The sequence below is a fragment of the Aurantiacibacter sp. D1-12 genome (assembly GCF_028858515.1).
In the GTDB taxonomy this organism is placed as follows: Bacteria; Pseudomonadota; Alphaproteobacteria; order Sphingomonadales; family Sphingomonadaceae; genus Alteraurantiacibacter.
This window is the reverse complement of the sequence record NZ_JAPJZJ010000004.1, coordinates 1-16,233: the sequence shown is the minus strand read 5'-3', so window position 1 is coordinate 16,233 and position 16,233 is coordinate 1. Positions and strand designations below refer to the sequence as shown.

14 protein-coding genes, 1 tRNA gene and 1 pseudogene are annotated in these 16,233 nt (G+C 61.5%); 14 read left to right on the top strand and 2 right to left on the bottom strand.

The features are described from left to right. The first annotated feature begins 46 nt into the window (after positions 1-46). From pepN to OOZ52_RS09870, 9 genes are all read left to right on the top strand, one after another. Entirely contained in the window at positions 47-2,701 is a 2,655-nt protein-coding gene (gene pepN, locus OOZ52_RS09910; RefSeq protein ID WP_274698361.1) for an aminopeptidase N, read from the top strand. After that, positions 2,694-3,368 (top strand): peptidoglycan editing factor PgeF, encoded by a 675-nt coding sequence (gene pgeF, locus OOZ52_RS09905; protein ID WP_274698360.1) that lies wholly within the window; start codon positions 2,694-2,696, stop codon positions 3,366-3,368. The genes pepN and pgeF overlap by 8 nt, the downstream gene beginning before the upstream one ends. A 205-nt stretch (positions 3,369-3,573) precedes the next feature. Next, on the top strand, positions 3,574-4,143 hold the full coding sequence (gene petA, locus OOZ52_RS09900; protein WP_274698359.1) for a ubiquinol-cytochrome c reductase iron-sulfur subunit: 570 nt from the start codon (positions 3,574-3,576) through the stop codon (positions 4,141-4,143). Between the two features lie 18 nt (positions 4,144-4,161). Continuing rightward, the gene (locus OOZ52_RS09895) at positions 4,162-5,457 is read left to right on the top strand and encodes a cytochrome b (protein WP_274698358.1); all 1,296 of its coding nucleotides are present in this window, start codon (positions 4,162-4,164) and stop codon (positions 5,455-5,457) included. A 29-nt stretch (positions 5,458-5,486) separates the two neighbouring features. After that, complete coding sequence (locus tag OOZ52_RS09890) at positions 5,487-6,353, top strand: cytochrome c1 (RefSeq protein WP_274698357.1); 867 nt, start codon at positions 5,487-5,489, stop codon at positions 6,351-6,353. A 7-nt stretch (positions 6,354-6,360) separates the two neighbouring features. Further along, positions 6,361-6,897: an adenine phosphoribosyltransferase gene (locus tag OOZ52_RS09885; RefSeq protein ID WP_274698356.1), complete on the top strand. Its 537-nt coding sequence runs from the start codon at positions 6,361-6,363 to the stop codon at positions 6,895-6,897. 95 nt (positions 6,898-6,992) lie between these two features. After that, positions 6,993-8,912, top strand: a complete 1,920-nt coding sequence (locus tag OOZ52_RS09880; RefSeq protein WP_274698355.1) for a cation:proton antiporter — start codon at positions 6,993-6,995, stop codon at positions 8,910-8,912. 17 nt (positions 8,913-8,929) lie between these two features. Beyond that, entirely contained in the window at positions 8,930-9,580 is a 651-nt protein-coding gene (locus OOZ52_RS09875; protein ID WP_274698354.1) for an OmpA family protein, read from the top strand. A gap of 68 nt (positions 9,581-9,648) precedes the next feature. After that, positions 9,649-9,722, top strand: a tRNA-Gly gene (locus OOZ52_RS09870). A gap of 307 nt (positions 9,723-10,029) precedes the next feature. Here OOZ52_RS09870 and OOZ52_RS09865 read toward each other — a convergent pair. Further along, positions 10,030-11,508 carry a DUF4403 family protein gene (locus tag OOZ52_RS09865; protein WP_274698353.1) on the bottom strand — a complete coding sequence of 493 codons (1,479 nt, stop codon included), beginning with the start codon at positions 11,506-11,508 and terminating at the stop codon, positions 10,030-10,032. Then, the gene (gene panC / locus OOZ52_RS09860) at positions 11,508-12,356 is read right to left on the bottom strand and encodes a pantoate--beta-alanine ligase (RefSeq protein WP_274698352.1); all 849 of its coding nucleotides are present in this window, start codon (positions 12,354-12,356) and stop codon (positions 11,508-11,510) included. Before panC ends, OOZ52_RS09865 begins: the two co-directional genes overlap by 1 nt. Before the next feature lie 69 nt (positions 12,357-12,425). Here panC and OOZ52_RS09855 point away from each other — a divergent pair, with 69 nt between their 5' ends. From OOZ52_RS09855 to OOZ52_RS09835, 5 genes and pseudogenes are all read left to right on the top strand, one after another. Further along, positions 12,426-13,262, top strand: a complete 837-nt coding sequence (locus tag OOZ52_RS09855; protein ID WP_274698351.1) for a division plane positioning ATPase MipZ — start codon at positions 12,426-12,428, stop codon at positions 13,260-13,262. 2 nt (positions 13,263-13,264) lie between these two features. Then, positions 13,265-13,549, top strand: coding sequence for a J domain-containing protein (locus OOZ52_RS09850; protein ID WP_274698350.1), 285 nt, complete (start codon positions 13,265-13,267; stop codon positions 13,547-13,549). A gap of 32 nt (positions 13,550-13,581) precedes the next feature. Continuing rightward, positions 13,582-15,009, top strand: coding sequence for a phosphoglucomutase/phosphomannomutase PgmG (gene pgmG / locus OOZ52_RS09845; RefSeq protein WP_274698349.1), 1,428 nt, complete (start codon positions 13,582-13,584; stop codon positions 15,007-15,009). A 12-nt stretch (positions 15,010-15,021) separates the two neighbouring features. Then, on the top strand, positions 15,022-15,888 hold the full coding sequence (locus OOZ52_RS09840; RefSeq protein WP_274698348.1) for a hypothetical protein: 867 nt from the start codon (positions 15,022-15,024) through the stop codon (positions 15,886-15,888). A gap of 9 nt (positions 15,889-15,897) precedes the next feature. After that, positions 15,898-16,233, top strand: a pseudogene (locus tag OOZ52_RS09835) (hypothetical protein); the annotation flags it as partial.

The window sequence follows — 16,233 nt, the reverse complement described above, 5'->3', positions numbered from 1 at the left end:
CGTTTAGCCACTCGACACGCCCAAGAGAAAGCCCCAGTTTCGCCTTATGGATATTGCACGCACCCCCTCCGCCCCCGATGGCAACCCCGAAATGGCTGACGCTGCGCCCACGCCGCAGGAACCGGTCGAGATCAGGCGAGAGGATTACAAGCCCTTCCCCTGGCTGGTGCCCGAAATTGCGCTGGAGTTTGATCTGGGGCTGGAGGCAACGCGCGTTGTTTCTACGCTCACCGTCACACGCAATGCCAAGGCGGACGCGTCACCCACCATCCGCCTGAACGGCGATACGCTTGAGCCGCTTTCGGTGCAGGTCGATGGCGAGATGGCGAGTGACTGGTCAATGGACGGCGATGATCTGATCATTCCGCTGGCTGGCGAGACGCACGAGCTCCGCATCACAACACAGATCAATCCGTCTGAGAACACAACGCTGATGGGGCTCTATGCCTCTGAAGGCATGCTCTGCACCCAATGCGAGGCGGAGGGCTTCCGCCGCATCACCTTCTTCCCTGATCGTCCTGACGTTCTCTCGACCTACCGCGTGCGGATGAGTGGGTCGAAGGCGCAGTTCCCTGTCCTTCTGTGCAACGGCAATCTCGAAGCGCAGGGCGAAGGAGAGGATGGCATGCACTGGGCCGAGTGGCACGACCCTTGGCCCAAGCCCTCCTATCTGTTTGCATTGGTTGCGGGCGATCTTGTCGCCAATTCGGATAGCTTCACCACTTGTGGCGGCCGTGAAGTCGCGCTCAACATCTATGTCCGTGAAGGCGATCTTGAGCGGACCGGCCACGCGATGGAATCGCTCAAGAAATCTATGCGTTGGGATGAGGAGGTGTTCGGCCGCGAATACGATCTCGACCTGTTCAACATTGTCGCGGTGAGCGATTTCAACATGGGAGCGATGGAGAACAAGGGCCTCAACGTCTTCAACACGAAATATGTGCTCGCCGATCCCGAAACCGCCACCGATGGCGATTTTGACGGGGTCGAAGGCGTGATCGCGCACGAATACTTCCACAACTGGTCGGGCAACCGCGTGACTTGCCGCGACTGGTTCCAGCTGAGCCTGAAGGAAGGCTTCACCGTGCTGCGCGACCAGCTGTTCAGCCAGGACATGGGCAGCGCGCCGGTCAAGCGGATTGAGGATGTGCGCGTGCTGCGCGGGGCGCAATTTCCCGAAGATGGGGGTCCGCTGGCGCACCCGATCCGCCCGGACAGCTACCGCGAGATATCCAACTTCTACACCGCCACGGTCTACAACAAGGGTGCCGAAGTCATCCGCATGATGCGGTCCATGTGCGGTGAAGGGCGGTTCCGTGCGGGCACGGACCTCTATTTCGACCGCCACGATGGCGAGGCGGCGACGTGCGAGGACTTCATCAAGGCGATGGAAGACGGTGCTGGGCTCGACCTCTCGCAATTCCGCCTCTGGTACAGCCAGGCGGGCACGCCAAAGGTCTCTGTCAAGCTCGAACATGCGGGCGATACCGCCACTTTGCACCTGTCGCAGGAGGTCCCGCCTACCCCTGGCCAACCAGACAAGCAGCCGATGCCGATTCCGCTACGAGTCGCGCTCTATGATGTTGATTCCCAAAAACATAACGGCGAACAGCTAGTTACGTTAAACGAATCTCAAGAGAGCTTCAGCTTTTCTGGATATTCCAAGACTCCGATACTATCGATCAATCGCGGCTTCACCGCGCCAGTGGTGATCGAACGCGAGGTTTCGCAGAGCGATCTGGTGTTCCTCGCGGCGCATGATGACGATCCGTTCGCTCGCTACGAAGCGCTACAGGATCTGATCGTCGGTCACCTCAAGGCGGCGGTCGCTGGCGACCTGAGTGATACGGCCAAACGCGCCGGTGAAGAGGCCATCACCGGCGCGGTGGCTGCGATTCTGGCTGACGACGCGCTTGATGACTTGATGCGCGGCGAATTGCTGGTGCTGCCAAGCGAAGGCTACCTTGCTGAAACCATGCTGGTGGCAGACCCGGCTGCCATCCACGCCGAACGCAGCGCCCTGCGCGCTGCCATTGCGAGTGCACTGGAAGACGACTTCGTCGCGCTCCACCAACGCGCGAGTGCGGTGGCCTATGACCTTTCGGCAGAGGCACGCGGGGCGCGCAAGGTGAAGACGCAGGCGCTGATCTATCTCGCCGCGGGCAATCCCGATCGCGCGAAGGCTATTGCTGCCGAGCAATACAAGAACGCGGACAACATGACCGACCGGCAGGGTGCGCTGATGGTGCTCGCAGGGCTCGACGGGTTCGAGCGGACAAGCGCACTTATGGATTTCTACAACCGCTACCAAGGCAATGCGCTGGTGATCGACAAGTGGTTCAGTCTGCAGAGCATGTCCATGCATCCCGATGCGCTGGAGCATGTGAAGGCGTTGGCCGAGCATCCGCAATTTACGCTCAAGAACCCCAACCGCGTGCGGGCGCTCTATATGGGCTTTGCGGTCAACCCGCAGGCCTTCCATGCAGAGAGCGGCGAAGGCTATCGCATGATCGCTGATCTGATCCTCGCGCTCGATCCGATCAATCCGCAAACGGCGGCGCGCTTTGTCACCCCTCTGGGCCGTTGGCGGCGGATCGAGCCCAAGCGTTCGGCACTGATGAAGGCGGAGCTTGAGCGGATCGCGGCTGCGGGCAACTTGTCGCGCGACACAAGCGAGCAGGTGAGCCGTAGCCTTGGCTGATATCATCCGCTCCGCCGCACTGCGCGTACCGCATGGCTTTCTCACTGCCGCGCAAAGCGATGCAGGGCATATGCATCTGGCGGTTGGCGACATGCCAGTCGCCCGGGTGAAGCAGGTCCATTCCGCCGTGGCGCTTGGGCTGGTGCGCCCTTTCCCGGATTGCGATCGGCCGGAGGCAGACGCGATGGTGATCGACAACGCGCGCTGTGCGCTGGCAATCGTGACGGCGGACTGCGCGCCGGTGCTTTTTGCCGATGAGCAAGCGGGTGTGATTGCCGCTGCCCACGCCGGGTGGCGCGGGGCGCAGGCCGGGATCATCGCCAACACCGTTCGCCAGATGGAGGCGCAAGGTGCAAGGCGAAGCCGGATCGTGGCCGCCATTGGTCCCTGCATTGCCCAGGCGAACTATGAGGTTGGCGCCGATATGCGCGATTGCTTCACCAAAGAAGATGCGCGCTTCTTTACCGAAGGGACGAATAACAAGTGGCAGTTCGATCTTGCCGGCTACGTTGCCAGCAAGCTGGAGCAGGCAGAGGTCGGTGAAATCGATGCCTTGCGAATCGACACCTACGCGGGGGAAAGCGGTTTTCATTCCTATCGCCGGGCCACGCATCGAGGGGGACCGACCGATGGCCGGCAGTTCAGCCTGATTGCGCTTCCGGATTGATCGCCAGCCTGACCGAATGCGCCCCGCGCAACGGCTCTTGCGAAATTACCCGCAAAAGGCGGGTTGGCATGGCCGATTTGCTCGTCTATCAGCCGCGCCAAGCTGCCGCTCCACGCATGCATTTCTTGCAAGCTGCGGCAAAAAGGGTTTCTTAGCGAGCTGACGGCGCTCTGCCGTCAACAGGTTCGACACGTAAGGCAGGGATATGGCAACCACCACTGGCAATCCTGAAACGAGCGAAGCGGGCACCGAAGAAGGTGTCCGTCGCCGTGACTTTATTGAAATAGCAGCGGTTTCGGCCGCCGGCATCGGCGGACTGGCGATGGTCTATCCGCTGGTCAGCCAGATGTCGCCGTCGGCAGACGTGCTTGCGGCCAGCACGACAGAGCTCGACATCAGCGAGCTGCAGGTCGGTCAGGCCGTAAAGGCTTCGTTCCGCAAGCAGCCGGTTTTCGTCCGCCGCCTGACGCAGGGCGAGATCGATGAAGCCAACGCGGTTGCCACAGATTCGCTACGTGATCCTGAATCGCTCGAAGATCGCACCCAGCCCGGCCATGAAGATGTGCTGGTGGTAATGGGCGTGTGTACGCACCTCGGCTGTGTGCCGCTGGGCGCTGCCACGGGTGAGAACAAGGGCGAATACAACGGCTATTTCTGCCCGTGCCACGGTTCGCATTACGATACCGCAGCGCGCATCCGCAAAGGTCCGGCGCCGACCAACCTTGTGGTCCCCGACTATACTTTCACTTCCGACACGACGATCGTGATCGGGTAAGGCGAGGAAGAGACAACCATGAGCTTTCCCTGGGCCAAGGAATACACGCCGCAAAACGGCTTCACCAAGTTCCTCGACGAACGGCTGCCGCTTCCGCGCCTTGTCTACAATGCGGTAGGCGCTGGCTATCCGGTTCCGCGCAACCTTTCCTACTTCTGGAATTTCGGTGTGCTGGCAGGCTTCTGCCTAGTGCTGCAGATCGTTACAGGCGTTGTGCTGGCGATGCATTATGCGGCCGATGCAGGCGTGGCCTTCGCTTCGGTCGAGCACATCATGCGCGACGTCAACTGGGGCTGGCTGATGCGTTATGCGCACGCCAATGGCGCCAGCTTCTTCTTCCTCGTGATCTACATCCACATCTTCCGCGGCTTTTTCTACGCTTCGTACAAGCCGCCGCGCGAAATGATCTGGCTGATCGGCGTGGTCATCTTCCTGCTGATGATGGCGACTGCCTTCATGGGCTACGTGCTACCGTGGGGCCAGATGAGCTTCTGGGGCGCGCAGGTTATCACCGGCCTGTTCGAAGCCATCCCGCTGGTGGGTGAAAGTATCAAGGTGTGGCTGCTGGGCGGTTATGCGCCGGACAATGCCGCGCTGAACCGCTTCTTCAGCTTGCACTATCTGCTGCCGTTCGTGATCGCCGGCTGTGTGATCCTGCACATCTGGGCGCTGCACATTCCTGGTTCGAGCAACCCGACCGGTGTGGAAGTAAAGCAGGAAAGCGATACCCTGCCGTTCCACCCGTACTACACGGCGAAGGACGGTTTCGGCCTCGGCGTATTCCTGCTGATCTACTTCGCGTTCGTGTTCTTCCTGCCGAACGTGCTGGGGCACCCGGATAACTACATCGAAGCGAACCCGCTTTCGACTCCGGCGCATATCGTTCCGGAATGGTATTTCTATCCGTTCTACGCGATCCTGCGTGCCTTCACTTTCGACTTCATCCTTCCGGCGAAGCTGTGGGGTGTGCTGGCGATGTTCGCGGCTATCCTGGTATGGTTCTTCCTGCCGTGGCTGGACAAGGGTCCGGTGCGCAGCGGCCACTACCGCCCGCTGTTCCGCAAGTTCTTCTGGTTCGGTCTGATCCCTTGCATGGCGGTGCTGTTCGTCTGCGGGGGTGCGCCGGCGGAAGAGCCCTATGTGATGATCAGCCAGATCGCGACCGCATACTACTTCCTGCACTTCCTGGTGATCCTGCCGATCGTCTCCTCAATCGAGCGTCCGGATCCGCTGCCGTACTCGATTACCGAAGCGGTCCTTGGATCGGACAAGAAGGCTGTGCTTGGCGAAAACGCCGAGCCGGCAGGCGCCTGAAGCAACCGGCATAGAGGAAAGATAATATCATGATCCGTCTTGTTGGCATGCTCATTGGTCTTGGCTTCACCTTCGTGGTGCTGCTTGCTTTCGGCGTTGGCGCCTATACCGCTGCAACCGAAGAGGTGGAGCCGCAAGCTGGCTATGCCTTCCACGCCGAACCCCACGCTCCAGAAGGCGGCTTTGCTTCTGATGGCCCGTTCGGCCGTTGGGATCAGGCCCAGCTGCAGCGCGGCTATCAGGTCTACAAGGAAGCCTGCGCCGCCTGTCACTCGCTGGGCTATGTCGCTTTCCGTAACCTTGCCGATCTCGGCTACTCGGATGCGCAGATCAAGGCAGAGGCAGAGAGCTACCAGATCCCGCATTATGATCCGAGCACCGGTGAAGTCACGCGCTCGGCAGGTCTGCCAACCGACAATTTCCCGCCCGTGGCCTATGCTGGCCTCGGCTCGCCGCCTGACCTGTCACTGATCACCAAGGCACGCGGTGATGGCACCAATTATGTCTATTCGCTGCTGACCGGTTATGAAGACATGGCCACCTACGCAAATGAAGATGGCGAGCTGCTGACCGAGGAATTCCCCGAATTCCAGGTAGGCGAGGGTCTGCACTTCAATCCGTACTTTGAAGGTCTGGCGATTGCCATGCCGGCACCTCTGCAGGATGGTCAGGTGACCTATGCGGTGGACGAGAACGGCGTGGCGCCCGAAGCGACTGTCGACCAGATGTCGCAGGACGTTGCCGCGTTCCTGACCTGGACGGCCGAGCCGAAGATGATGGAGCGCAAGCGCACCGGTTGGTGGATCCTCGCATTCACGCTGTTCGCCACGATCCTCGCCTGGTTCGCCAAGAAGTCGGTCTGGTCCGCAGTTAAGCCGAAGCGCGAAGACGACTGATTGCCCGTTGGATCAGTCGCAGCTTAAAGGGCTGATCCGCACGGTCCCGGACTTTCCGAAGTCCGGCATCCAGTTTCGTGACATTACTACCCTCCTTGCCCATGGCGAGGGATTGTCGGCGAGCGTGCAAGCGCTCGCCGATATTGCTTCCGGGCTAGAGGCCGATGCGGTGGCCGGTATCGAGGCGCGCGGCTTTATCTTCGGCACTGCGCTGGCGCTTGAACTGGGCAAGGGCTTCATACCGTTGCGCAAGGCCGGGAAGCTGCCTGTCGAGACGTTAGGCGAGGACTATGCGCTCGAATATGGCACCGCGCGGTTGGAGCTCGATCCGACGCTGATCGAGGAAGGCCAGCGCGTGCTGGTGGTTGACGATCTGCTCGCTACCGGCGGCACGGCGATTGCCGGAACGCGCCTTCTCCGCCGCGCGGGTGCGGTTGTGACTGACGCTCTGTTCGTCATCGATTTGCCCGTACTCGGCGGCAAGGAGGCGCTGGCGGCAGAGGAGCTTGCCACCCATGCTGTCGTCTCGTTCGAGGGACATTAGCCGACCTCGCAAGATTTTACGGAAAGAATCACTTCTTCACGCATTGATCTGCTAACAAAGCAGCGGGTTAGGTGGGCCTCGGCCCGGGGAGTTTCATGGAATCACAGGCGCTCACTATCGCGCTCGTCGGCGTGCTTGGCATTGGCGCCCAGTGGCTCGCGTGGCGAACGGGCTGGCCCGCTATCGTCCTGATGCTGGCGGCCGGTTTTATTGCCGGGCCGGTGTGCGGCTATTTCGGATATCGCCTGCTCGACCCCGTGGGTGCCTTTGGCGACCTGCTCGAACCGATGGTGGGCATCGGTGTTGCCCTGATTCTGTTCGAAGGCGGGCTGAGCCTCGATTTCCGCGAACTTCGCAAATACGGCGGCGGCGTTGGGCGACTGGTGCTGATAGGCGCGCCTGTTGGCTGGTTGCTCGGCTCGCTTGCGGCCTATTACGTGGCCGGGCTGGTGTGGCCGGTGGCCATTCTGTTTGCGGGTATCCTGATCGTGACAGGGCCCACAGTGGTGATCCCGCTGTTGCGCCAGTCATCGGTGCAGCAGCGGCCCGCGGCGCTCCTCAAATGGGAAGCGATCGTCAACGATCCCATAGGCGCGCTGTGCGCCGTGCTGGCCTACGAATATTTCCGCACCACCGCGCAGGATGGCGGCACGGCGTTTGAAGTCATCCCCTGGATCGGCTTCGTCGCAATCGTCTCTGCGGTCATCGGCTGGGCGGCGGCCAAACTGATCGCGTGGAGCTTCCCGCGCGGCCACGTGCCCGAATTCCTCAAGGTGCCCGTGCTGCTTGTCGTGGTCGTTGGCATATTCGTGGCCTGCAACAAGATCGAGCACGAGGCCGGCCTTGTGGCTGTGACCGTGATGGGCATTGCGCTGGCGAACATGCACGTGTCGAGCCTGCGCAGCATCCATCCGTTCAAACAGAACATTGCGGTCCTGCTGGTCTCGGGCATCTTTATCCTGCTCGCCGCTTCGCTCGACCTGACCGAGCTGACCTATCTGAACCCGTTCGAGGTTTCGGGGCTACGGCTGTATCTCTTCCTGCTCGCGCTGCTGTTCTTTGTGCGACCGGCGACCATCCTCATTTCGCTGCTGGGTAGTTCGATCCCTTGGAACGAGCGGTTCTTCCTCGCGTGGATTGCCCCGCGCGGAATCGTGCTGGTGGCGATTAGCGGCCTGTTCGCGCTGCGCATGAACGAGCTCGGCTATGGTGACGGCTCGATCCTGATCGGGCTCAGCTTCGCGGTGGTTGTGGCCACGATTGTTGCGCACGGTTTTACCGTCAATCTCGTCGCGCGGCTGCTCGGCGTCAAAGGCGCGACGCGGCCGGGGTTGCTGATTGCGGGGGCCACGCCGTGGACCATCGCGCTGGCGGAGCGGCTGCACAAGCTGGATACGCCAGTGATGATCGTCGATTCTTCGTGGCAACGGTTGAAGCCAGCGCGGAGTCTCGGCCTGCCGACTTATCATGGCGAAATCCTGAACGAGGCGACCGAGCACAATCTCGATCTCGCCCCGTTCCAGTCGCTCGTAGCAGCGACCGATAACGAGGCGTACAATGCGCTTGTCTGCTCCGAATTCGCGCCCGAGATCGGTACTGACAAGGTCTATCAGCTGGGCGAGGGTGCCGACGATGATGATCACCGCGCCATCCCTGCCTCGCTTCGCGGCCGCGCACTGTTTGCCTCTGGCTGGGGTGTCGACGATGTGCAGCAACGCTCAAGAGAGGGCTGGGTTTTCCGCCGCACCAAGCTTTCCGAACAGTTCGACATCAACGATGCGCGCGAAACTCTGCCCGAAGCGGCGAACATGCTGCTACTGGTCAAACCGAGCGGCGAACTGGTGTTCTTCACCCATGCCGGCGCACCCGAACCGCAGCCGGGCGATTCGATCATTTCCTACTCGCCCCCGCGCGAGATTTCCGAAGAGAGGGTTGCCAAGCAGAGCGCAAAGGCAGCAGAAGCAAACGATGAAGAGGGCGATGCGGACGGAAGCCCCGATCCGCAACCCGCATGATGATTTGGACAAGTGATATGGCAAACCGCCTCATAAACCCTGCAAGCCGCGCACTGGCTATTTTAACGCTCGCCGTGGCGCTATCCGCGTGCGAAGTGCGCCGCGATGGTGCGGATGGTGAACCCGCCGCCGGGCAAACCGCCGAAGCGACGGACGCGGCAGAGCCGACACCTTCGCCTGCCCCTACCGAGACAGGATCAATCATCCGCGAGGACATCGCGCCTGAAGAGGAGGCGGCAGAAGAACCTGCGGAGCCTTTCACGGCGACCATTCCTTTCCCTGATGGTCCGGAGCTTACGCGGGCGGGCGAACGCTTGTTGGTCAGCGCACTTTCAAGCGATGCGATGGACGAGGACTGGCCGATCATCCTTGGCGGCCACACCGATTCGAGCGGCAATGACCAGGCGAACCTTCGCTCTTCCCGCGCCCGCGCCGAAGCGGTGGCTGCATGGCTGGTGGAATATGGCGTGGATGACGAGCGGATCGAGGTGATCGCTTTCGGCGAGCAGAACCCCGTCGCACCCAATGCTCGCCCCGATGGTACGCCGAACGAAGCGGGCCGCCGCCAGAACCGCCGTGTGGAGCTGAGCATCGCTCCGCCCCGCCGTGCAACGAGCCCGTCACCGCGCGCGACAAGCACATCAGGCAGCGCAAACCGCAGCGATTGATTTACTTGCTTGACGTAGGGGGCATGCTGGTGGCAATCGGCCTTCCGGCCTGACAGGCCCATTCGGGTGCGGGTATAGCATAGTGGTAATGCTCTAGCCTTCCAAGCTAGCTAGAGGGGTTCGATTCCCCTTACCCGCTCCAAAATCCCCTTCGGTTATTTAGGAATCCTTGTTTTTCGAAAGCGCCTCCGCGCTTTCGTCCTCGGTGCTATTCTCTCCACTCGGCTGATGCCTTCGTTTCGAGGCACCTGCGGTCGCCCAGTCGGGCTCTGTCGAGCGCTAGTCGCGCCCGATTTCAGCGCAAGGCTGACAGATTGTTCCAAGAACCGGGAGTAAGCCAACTACCGTGTTGCGGAGCACGGCCCGCCAGGGCGAACGCCGGCGCTTGAGGTTAAGCAAATAGTCTAGCGAGGACGCACTGACGGAGGTCGGGGCGAAAAACAAAGATCCTACAAACTAACGCGCAACCTTCCACTGCCGGTCACTTCTACCGGCAGGAACAACCCCGCGCCCGTTGCGCGAACGCGCCCGTGACGCACTTCGTCGATCTCGAGGTTCAGTGTGACGGGGCCACTTTCCAGCTCGCTCACCGCTTCGCGCGCATCGCCGATGATTCGTTCGTAATCCGCGCTGAAATCGCCGACCAGAGCCGCTTCGATGGTTGCGCGGACCTGCTCGTCACCCAGCAATGCGATCAGCAGGTCGACGGTGTTGCGATCGGTATCGCCGTGGATGGCGAGATTGCGGATAGCGATCACGGCGCTGTCGGGCGCGTTGTACGGCTCTCCAGTCAGCCACACCTGTCCGTCCGCCTCGCCATAGCGCGCCGCCACACCTTCGCGCGGGGTTACGGTCGCGGTGATCCCCACGGCTAGCCTGCGATCCTGCGTCGCGTAGATCTCGACGGCTGAAAACTCGGCATCGACCATGCCCACGCGTGGCAGGGTAATCCCGTCTTTCGCGAACTCGCGCAATTCGCGCAGAAGCACCGGTTCCAGCTGGGCATAATCGACCAGCACGGGCACTGCGACCTGAATGCCGCTTCCGGCGAAATCGCGTGCCAGCGTAGGCAGCGGTCCGGGTTGGGCGGGGTCGGGACGCTCGCCAATCATTGTTTCTGTGCGTGCTTCCAGCGCCACGTTCACCGTCAGATTGCGTCCGCGCACATTGTATCCGGTAACGCCGAGCCGTTGCGGTGTGATACGTAGCCAAGCGGGCGGGTTCTCCGCGTTGAGCGAGACGGTGGTAAAGCCCTTTTGCCATGCGTCCTCCACCAGCGGGCGCGCAGAAATGCGCGCGAGGGTTCGCTCCAGCTCGCGTTCGATATCGCGGATGATGCTGTCGAGCTCCTCATCGACCCTGCTGGTAAAGTTGATGCGCTGGCCCAGGAAATCGATGCCCGGCTCCTCAGACCATGCGTAGTCGAGATCGAGATCGGCGCGCAGGCCCCAGTTTTCGGTCATGGAAAGGCGGGCATTGAGCACGACATCGGCCGATGCATCGGCCGTTTCGCCGCTGATGATGTCGCCAATATCCTCGGCGCGCACGGTGGCATTAATGGGCAACCGGATCGTCAGCCGGTCGCCGCTTCCGGACAAGCGGATGCTGCCGCGCCTTGCCTCTCCGATGATCGTGCAGGCGATATTGGGTGTGACGTTGAACTCAAGGCCGAGCGGGCGCACGCGGGTGGCGGGAATGCAGTCACTACGGCGCTCGTTCATCCGCCAAAGCCGCCGCGGAGTGCGTTGTTCGAGCGCGCGCTGGACCTCGTCCAGCGAGATCTCGAGCGGCACCTGCATGGTCGACATCTGATCACCGAAGACCGGAGGGTCCTCGACACGCGGCGGTGGCTCCACCTCGACCTCGTTTGCGCAGGCCGATAGCATCAGCGCGGCCAGAACAGCGATGATTGTGCCGCCGCGCATCATTATACGACCGCCATATTGTCGATCAGCCGAGGCTTGCCAATCCGCGCCGCTACGAACAGGCGGGCGTTACCGTTGTTCGCGTGGAGCAGCTCGACCGAATCCGCGTCGCGTAACTCGGCATAGTCGATGGAGGCAAAGCCCGCGCCCAGCAATTCGTCCTCCAGCATGGCGAGCGTGGGCGCGACCTCCTGCCCTTCGACAATCCGCGCAATCGCCTCTTTCATCGCGCGCGGCAGGGTTCCGGCGGCTTCGCGCTCTTCCGGCGAAAGGTAGGCGTTGCGGCTGCTCATCGCGAGGCCATCTGCCTCGCGCACGGTGGGAACACCGTGGATCGCATCGACGTGGGGCAAGCTCAGATCAAGATCACGCGCCATGCGGCGGATCACTGCAAGTTGCTGCCAGTCTTTTTCACCGAAGAAAGCCATATCGGGGCGGACCTGATTGAACAGTTTGCACACCACTGTCGCCACGCCATCGAAGTGGCCAGGGCGATCACCGCCGCACAGCCCTGCTGACACGCCGCTGACGCTCACGTTGGTGGAATAGCCCTGCGGATACATCGCCTCGACCGTGGGATGCCACAGCAGCGCAACGCCCTCGCCCTCCAGCTTGGCCGAATCCTCGGCAAGCTGGCGTGGATAGGCGTCGAGGTCCTCATTAGGTCCAAACTGGCGTGGATTGACGAAGATCGATGCGACCACGTGATCGGCATGCTTCGCCGCTTCGCGCATCAGCGTCAGGTGCCCGTCGTGCAGCGCGCCCATCGTTGGCACGAGCGCGACGCTTCTACGACTACGCAATTCATCCACAGCTTCCCTAAGATTAACAATTGTCGAGACGGTTTGCATGGGTGCATGCCTTGGCTAGATTGATTGCGCGCAGGCTAGCCGCGCATCGCTGCAAGAGAAAGAGCCGAAGTGACCACGCCTCATCGTATTGTCTTTGCCAACGAAAAAGGCGGAACGGGCAAGTCGACCACGGCAGTGCACGTCGCGGTGGCGCTCGCCTATCAGGGTGCGAAGGTCGCGGCGCTCGATCTCGATACGCGGCAGGCAACGTTCTTCCGTTATTGCGAAAACCGCGCGGAAACGCAGAAGCGGCGCAATGCTACTCTGCCGGGCCCTGTTTTCGACAGGTGTCATGGCGACACCATTGAAGCGCTGGAGGAAGAGGCGGCGCGCATTGGTGAGGGCATGGACTTCCTCGTCTTCGATACGCCGGGGCGCGATGATCCCTTCGCTCGCCACGTCGCCGCCAGCGCTGATACGCTCGTCACTCCGATGAACGACAGCTTCGTCGATTTTGACCTGATCGGTCAGGTCGATGCCGAGAGCTTCAAGGTGCGCAAGCTGTCCTTCTATGCCGAGCTCATCTGGGAAGCGCGGATCAAACGCAGCCGCGCGCAGCTGGAAGAGCACAAGCGTGAGATGGACTGGGTCGTGGTGCGCAACCGCACGGGCTACACCGATGCGCGTAACCAGCGGCGTATCGACCAGGCGCTGACCGAACTTTCCAAGCGCGTAGGTTTCCGCCCCGTGCAGGGCATGAGCGAGCGCGTGATCTATCGCGAGCTGTTTCCAAGCGGACTGACGCTGCTCGACAAGGGGCACCTGGGTGAACTGGGCACCAGCCACCTTGTCGCGCGTCAGGAGCTGCGCAATCTGGTGCAAAACCTGCGCTTGCCGATGCCGTTTACGGGCGAGATCAAGAAGGATGCGCTGCCTGCAACCGAAGCGGCGAAGGAGCCTGCCTGAAAATGATGCGGTTTGCCGTCCTGATCGGTGTGGGACTGTTGCTGTTCCGCTGGATTATGGGGCGTTGGCCGTGGGAACCGAAGGTTTCGACCCGCAATCAGGCGATCTTCCGCGCGCGGCGCCTGCTGGGCGTGGAGGCAAATGCAAACAGGCAGGAAATTGTGGAAGCGCACAAGCGGCTGATAGCCATGGTTCATCCGGATCGCGGCGGATCGAATGATCAGGTTCACGAAGCCAACGCCGCGCGCGATTTGCTGTTAGACGAGTTGCCCCACGAAGTGCGGTAAGCTAGCGCGGAACCAAAGAAAGGTTCCTCTCAATGGCTTACAACTTCCACCCCACTGTCCTGCGTGAATACGACATCCGTGGCATTATCGGCGAAACGCTAGGGCCCGATGATGCGCGCGCGATTGGTCGCGGTTTCGGCACGCTGCTGGTCCGGGACATTGGCGATAGGCGCGTACCGCTCGTGGCGGTGGGATATGATGGCCGCGTCAGCTCTCCCATGCTCGAACATGCGCTGGTCGAAGGGCTTACCTCCGCCGGCTGCAACGTCCGTTGCATCGGCATGGGGGCGACCCCGATGCTCTATTACGCGGAAGCCTCAGCCGAAGAAGTGGACGGCGGCATTCAGATAACTGGCAGCCACAATCCCGCCAATTACAACGGCTTCAAAATGGTATTTCGTGGCCGCCCGTTCTTCGGCGGTGACATCCAGACGCTCGGGAAAATGGCCGCCGCCGGCGATTGGGTCGACGGGGCCGGAACGGTCGAGAAAGTCGAGATCCTGGACGAGTATGTCGACCGCATGCTCGGCGCGCTTGCCGGAATCGACGCGGGCGCGCTGTCCAGCCTCAAGGTCGGCTGGGATGCGGGCAACGGCGCTGCCGGTCCCGCGCTCGAAAAGCTCGCGGCGAAGCTGCCGGGTGAGCATCACTTGCTCTACACTGATGTCGACGGAAACTTTCCCAACCATCACCCTGATCCCACTGTTGAGGCGAACCTGGAAGACCTGAAGGCCCTGGTCGCCGAGAAGTCGCTCGACTTCGGAATTGCCTTTGACGGCGATGGCGACCGGATCGGCGCGATCGACGGTGAAGGCCGCGTTATCTGGGGTGATCAACTACTGATGATTTACGCCGAGGACCTCCTCGGGAAACTACCTAATGCGACGATTATCGCCGATGTGAAGGCCAGCCGCGCGCTGTTCGATCACGTAAAAGAGCATGGAGGTCAGCCACTTATGTGGAAGACGGGCCACTCGCTGATTAAGTCCAAAATGAAGGAGACTTCTTCTCCGCTAGCCGGCGAGATGAGCGGCCACGTATTCTTTGCCGACACCTATTATGGCTTTGATGATGCGCTTTATGCTGGCGTGCGCCTGATCGCGGCCTCGGCACGGCTGGGCAAATCGGTGAGCCAGCTTCGCGGCGAAATGCCCCCCATGCTCAACACGCCGGAAATGCGCTTCCAGGTCGACGAAAGCCGCAAATTTGCCGCGATTGATGAGGTGAAGGCGCGCATGACGGGGGGCGGTGTGCCCGATCACTTCGAAGTCAATTCCACCGATGGTGTGCGCGTCAACACACCCGACGGCTGGTGGCTGCTGCGCGCTTCGAACACGCAGGACGTGCTGGTGGCGCGTGCGGAAAGTGATACAGAAGAGGGGCTTGAACGGCTGATGGGTCAGATCGACGAACAGCTGGCGCTGAGTGGCCTCGAGCGCGGCGAAAGCGTGGGGCACTAGAGGGTCTGGACTATGACAAATTGGCTGACGAGTGCCGGTGCCGCCGTGGCGCTGGCCTGCATGTGTGTGCCTGCCGCCGCGCAGGACGAAGCCGATGTCGAAGCGGCGACGGTAGAAGCGATGGCGATGGAAGGCTTCGTGGGCAACGAATTAATCTTCGAGGTCGAACCGCTAACGCCTGAACAGGAAGCACGTCTCCCGGCCGCCACACGTCTGGTCGACATCGTGATGCAGGATGGTGGCACCGACAGCGTGCCGATGGGAATTCTGAGCGGACTGTTGGGTAGCGAAGCGGACTACCCGGCCCCGAATGCCTTGGACTCGCTGCATGACGCACTGGGCTATGCCTATTACAACGACGATCTGGCCCCTTCCAAGGCCGAGCGGGCAGTTGCGATCCTCGATCCGCAATGGCGCGAACGGCACGAGGTACAGGCTGTGGCCATGCGCGACTACATTGCGCAAATGAGAGCGGCGATGGCACCTGCCATGCGGCAGGCGCTGGCTGAAATCTACGCTATCCGTTTCACCGATGAACAGCTCGGCGATATCGAGGCCTTTCTCCGCACAGATTCAGGGATTGCCTACGCGCGAGAATCGACTTCGATTTCAAATGATCCGCGGATCTACAATGCCATGATGAGCTCTCCATGGTTCACGGGCGAGGCTGCGGAGGTCGATTTCGCCGCGATGCAGGAAGAACTCGAAGCGCTACCTCAGCGCCCCACGTTCGAACAGCTTGCGGAGCGTGATCGGGCGCTGGTTTCGGCACTTCTGGGCCTCGAAGACGGCCAGCTCGAGGCAATGATGTCCGGCGCCATGGTGGATGCGATGGAGGCAGCTGCGGAAGCCGAAGCCATCATGGAAGAAGTGGACTAGCGGAAAACGTTGACCACAGGGGACGCATCCATCTGGCCATGGTCCGCGCTCGGCATAGCGCCGACTGCGGATAAGGATGCGATCCGCGCGGCCTATGAAGTGGCGCGGGCCAATCTCGATGCCAGCGCTTCGATCTCTGCCTATGCTGATCTGACTGCGGCGCAGGGCAAGGCGCTGTTCCTGGCCGCCGAAATGCAGCGCGAGGCTGCGCGCAGCGGCGACCCTACTGTTGACACGCCGCCTTCCCCGCCGGAGCCACCTGCCGAACCCGAACCCGAACCCGAACCCGAACCCGAACCCGAACCCGAACCCGAACCCGAACCCGAACCCGAACCCGAACCCGAA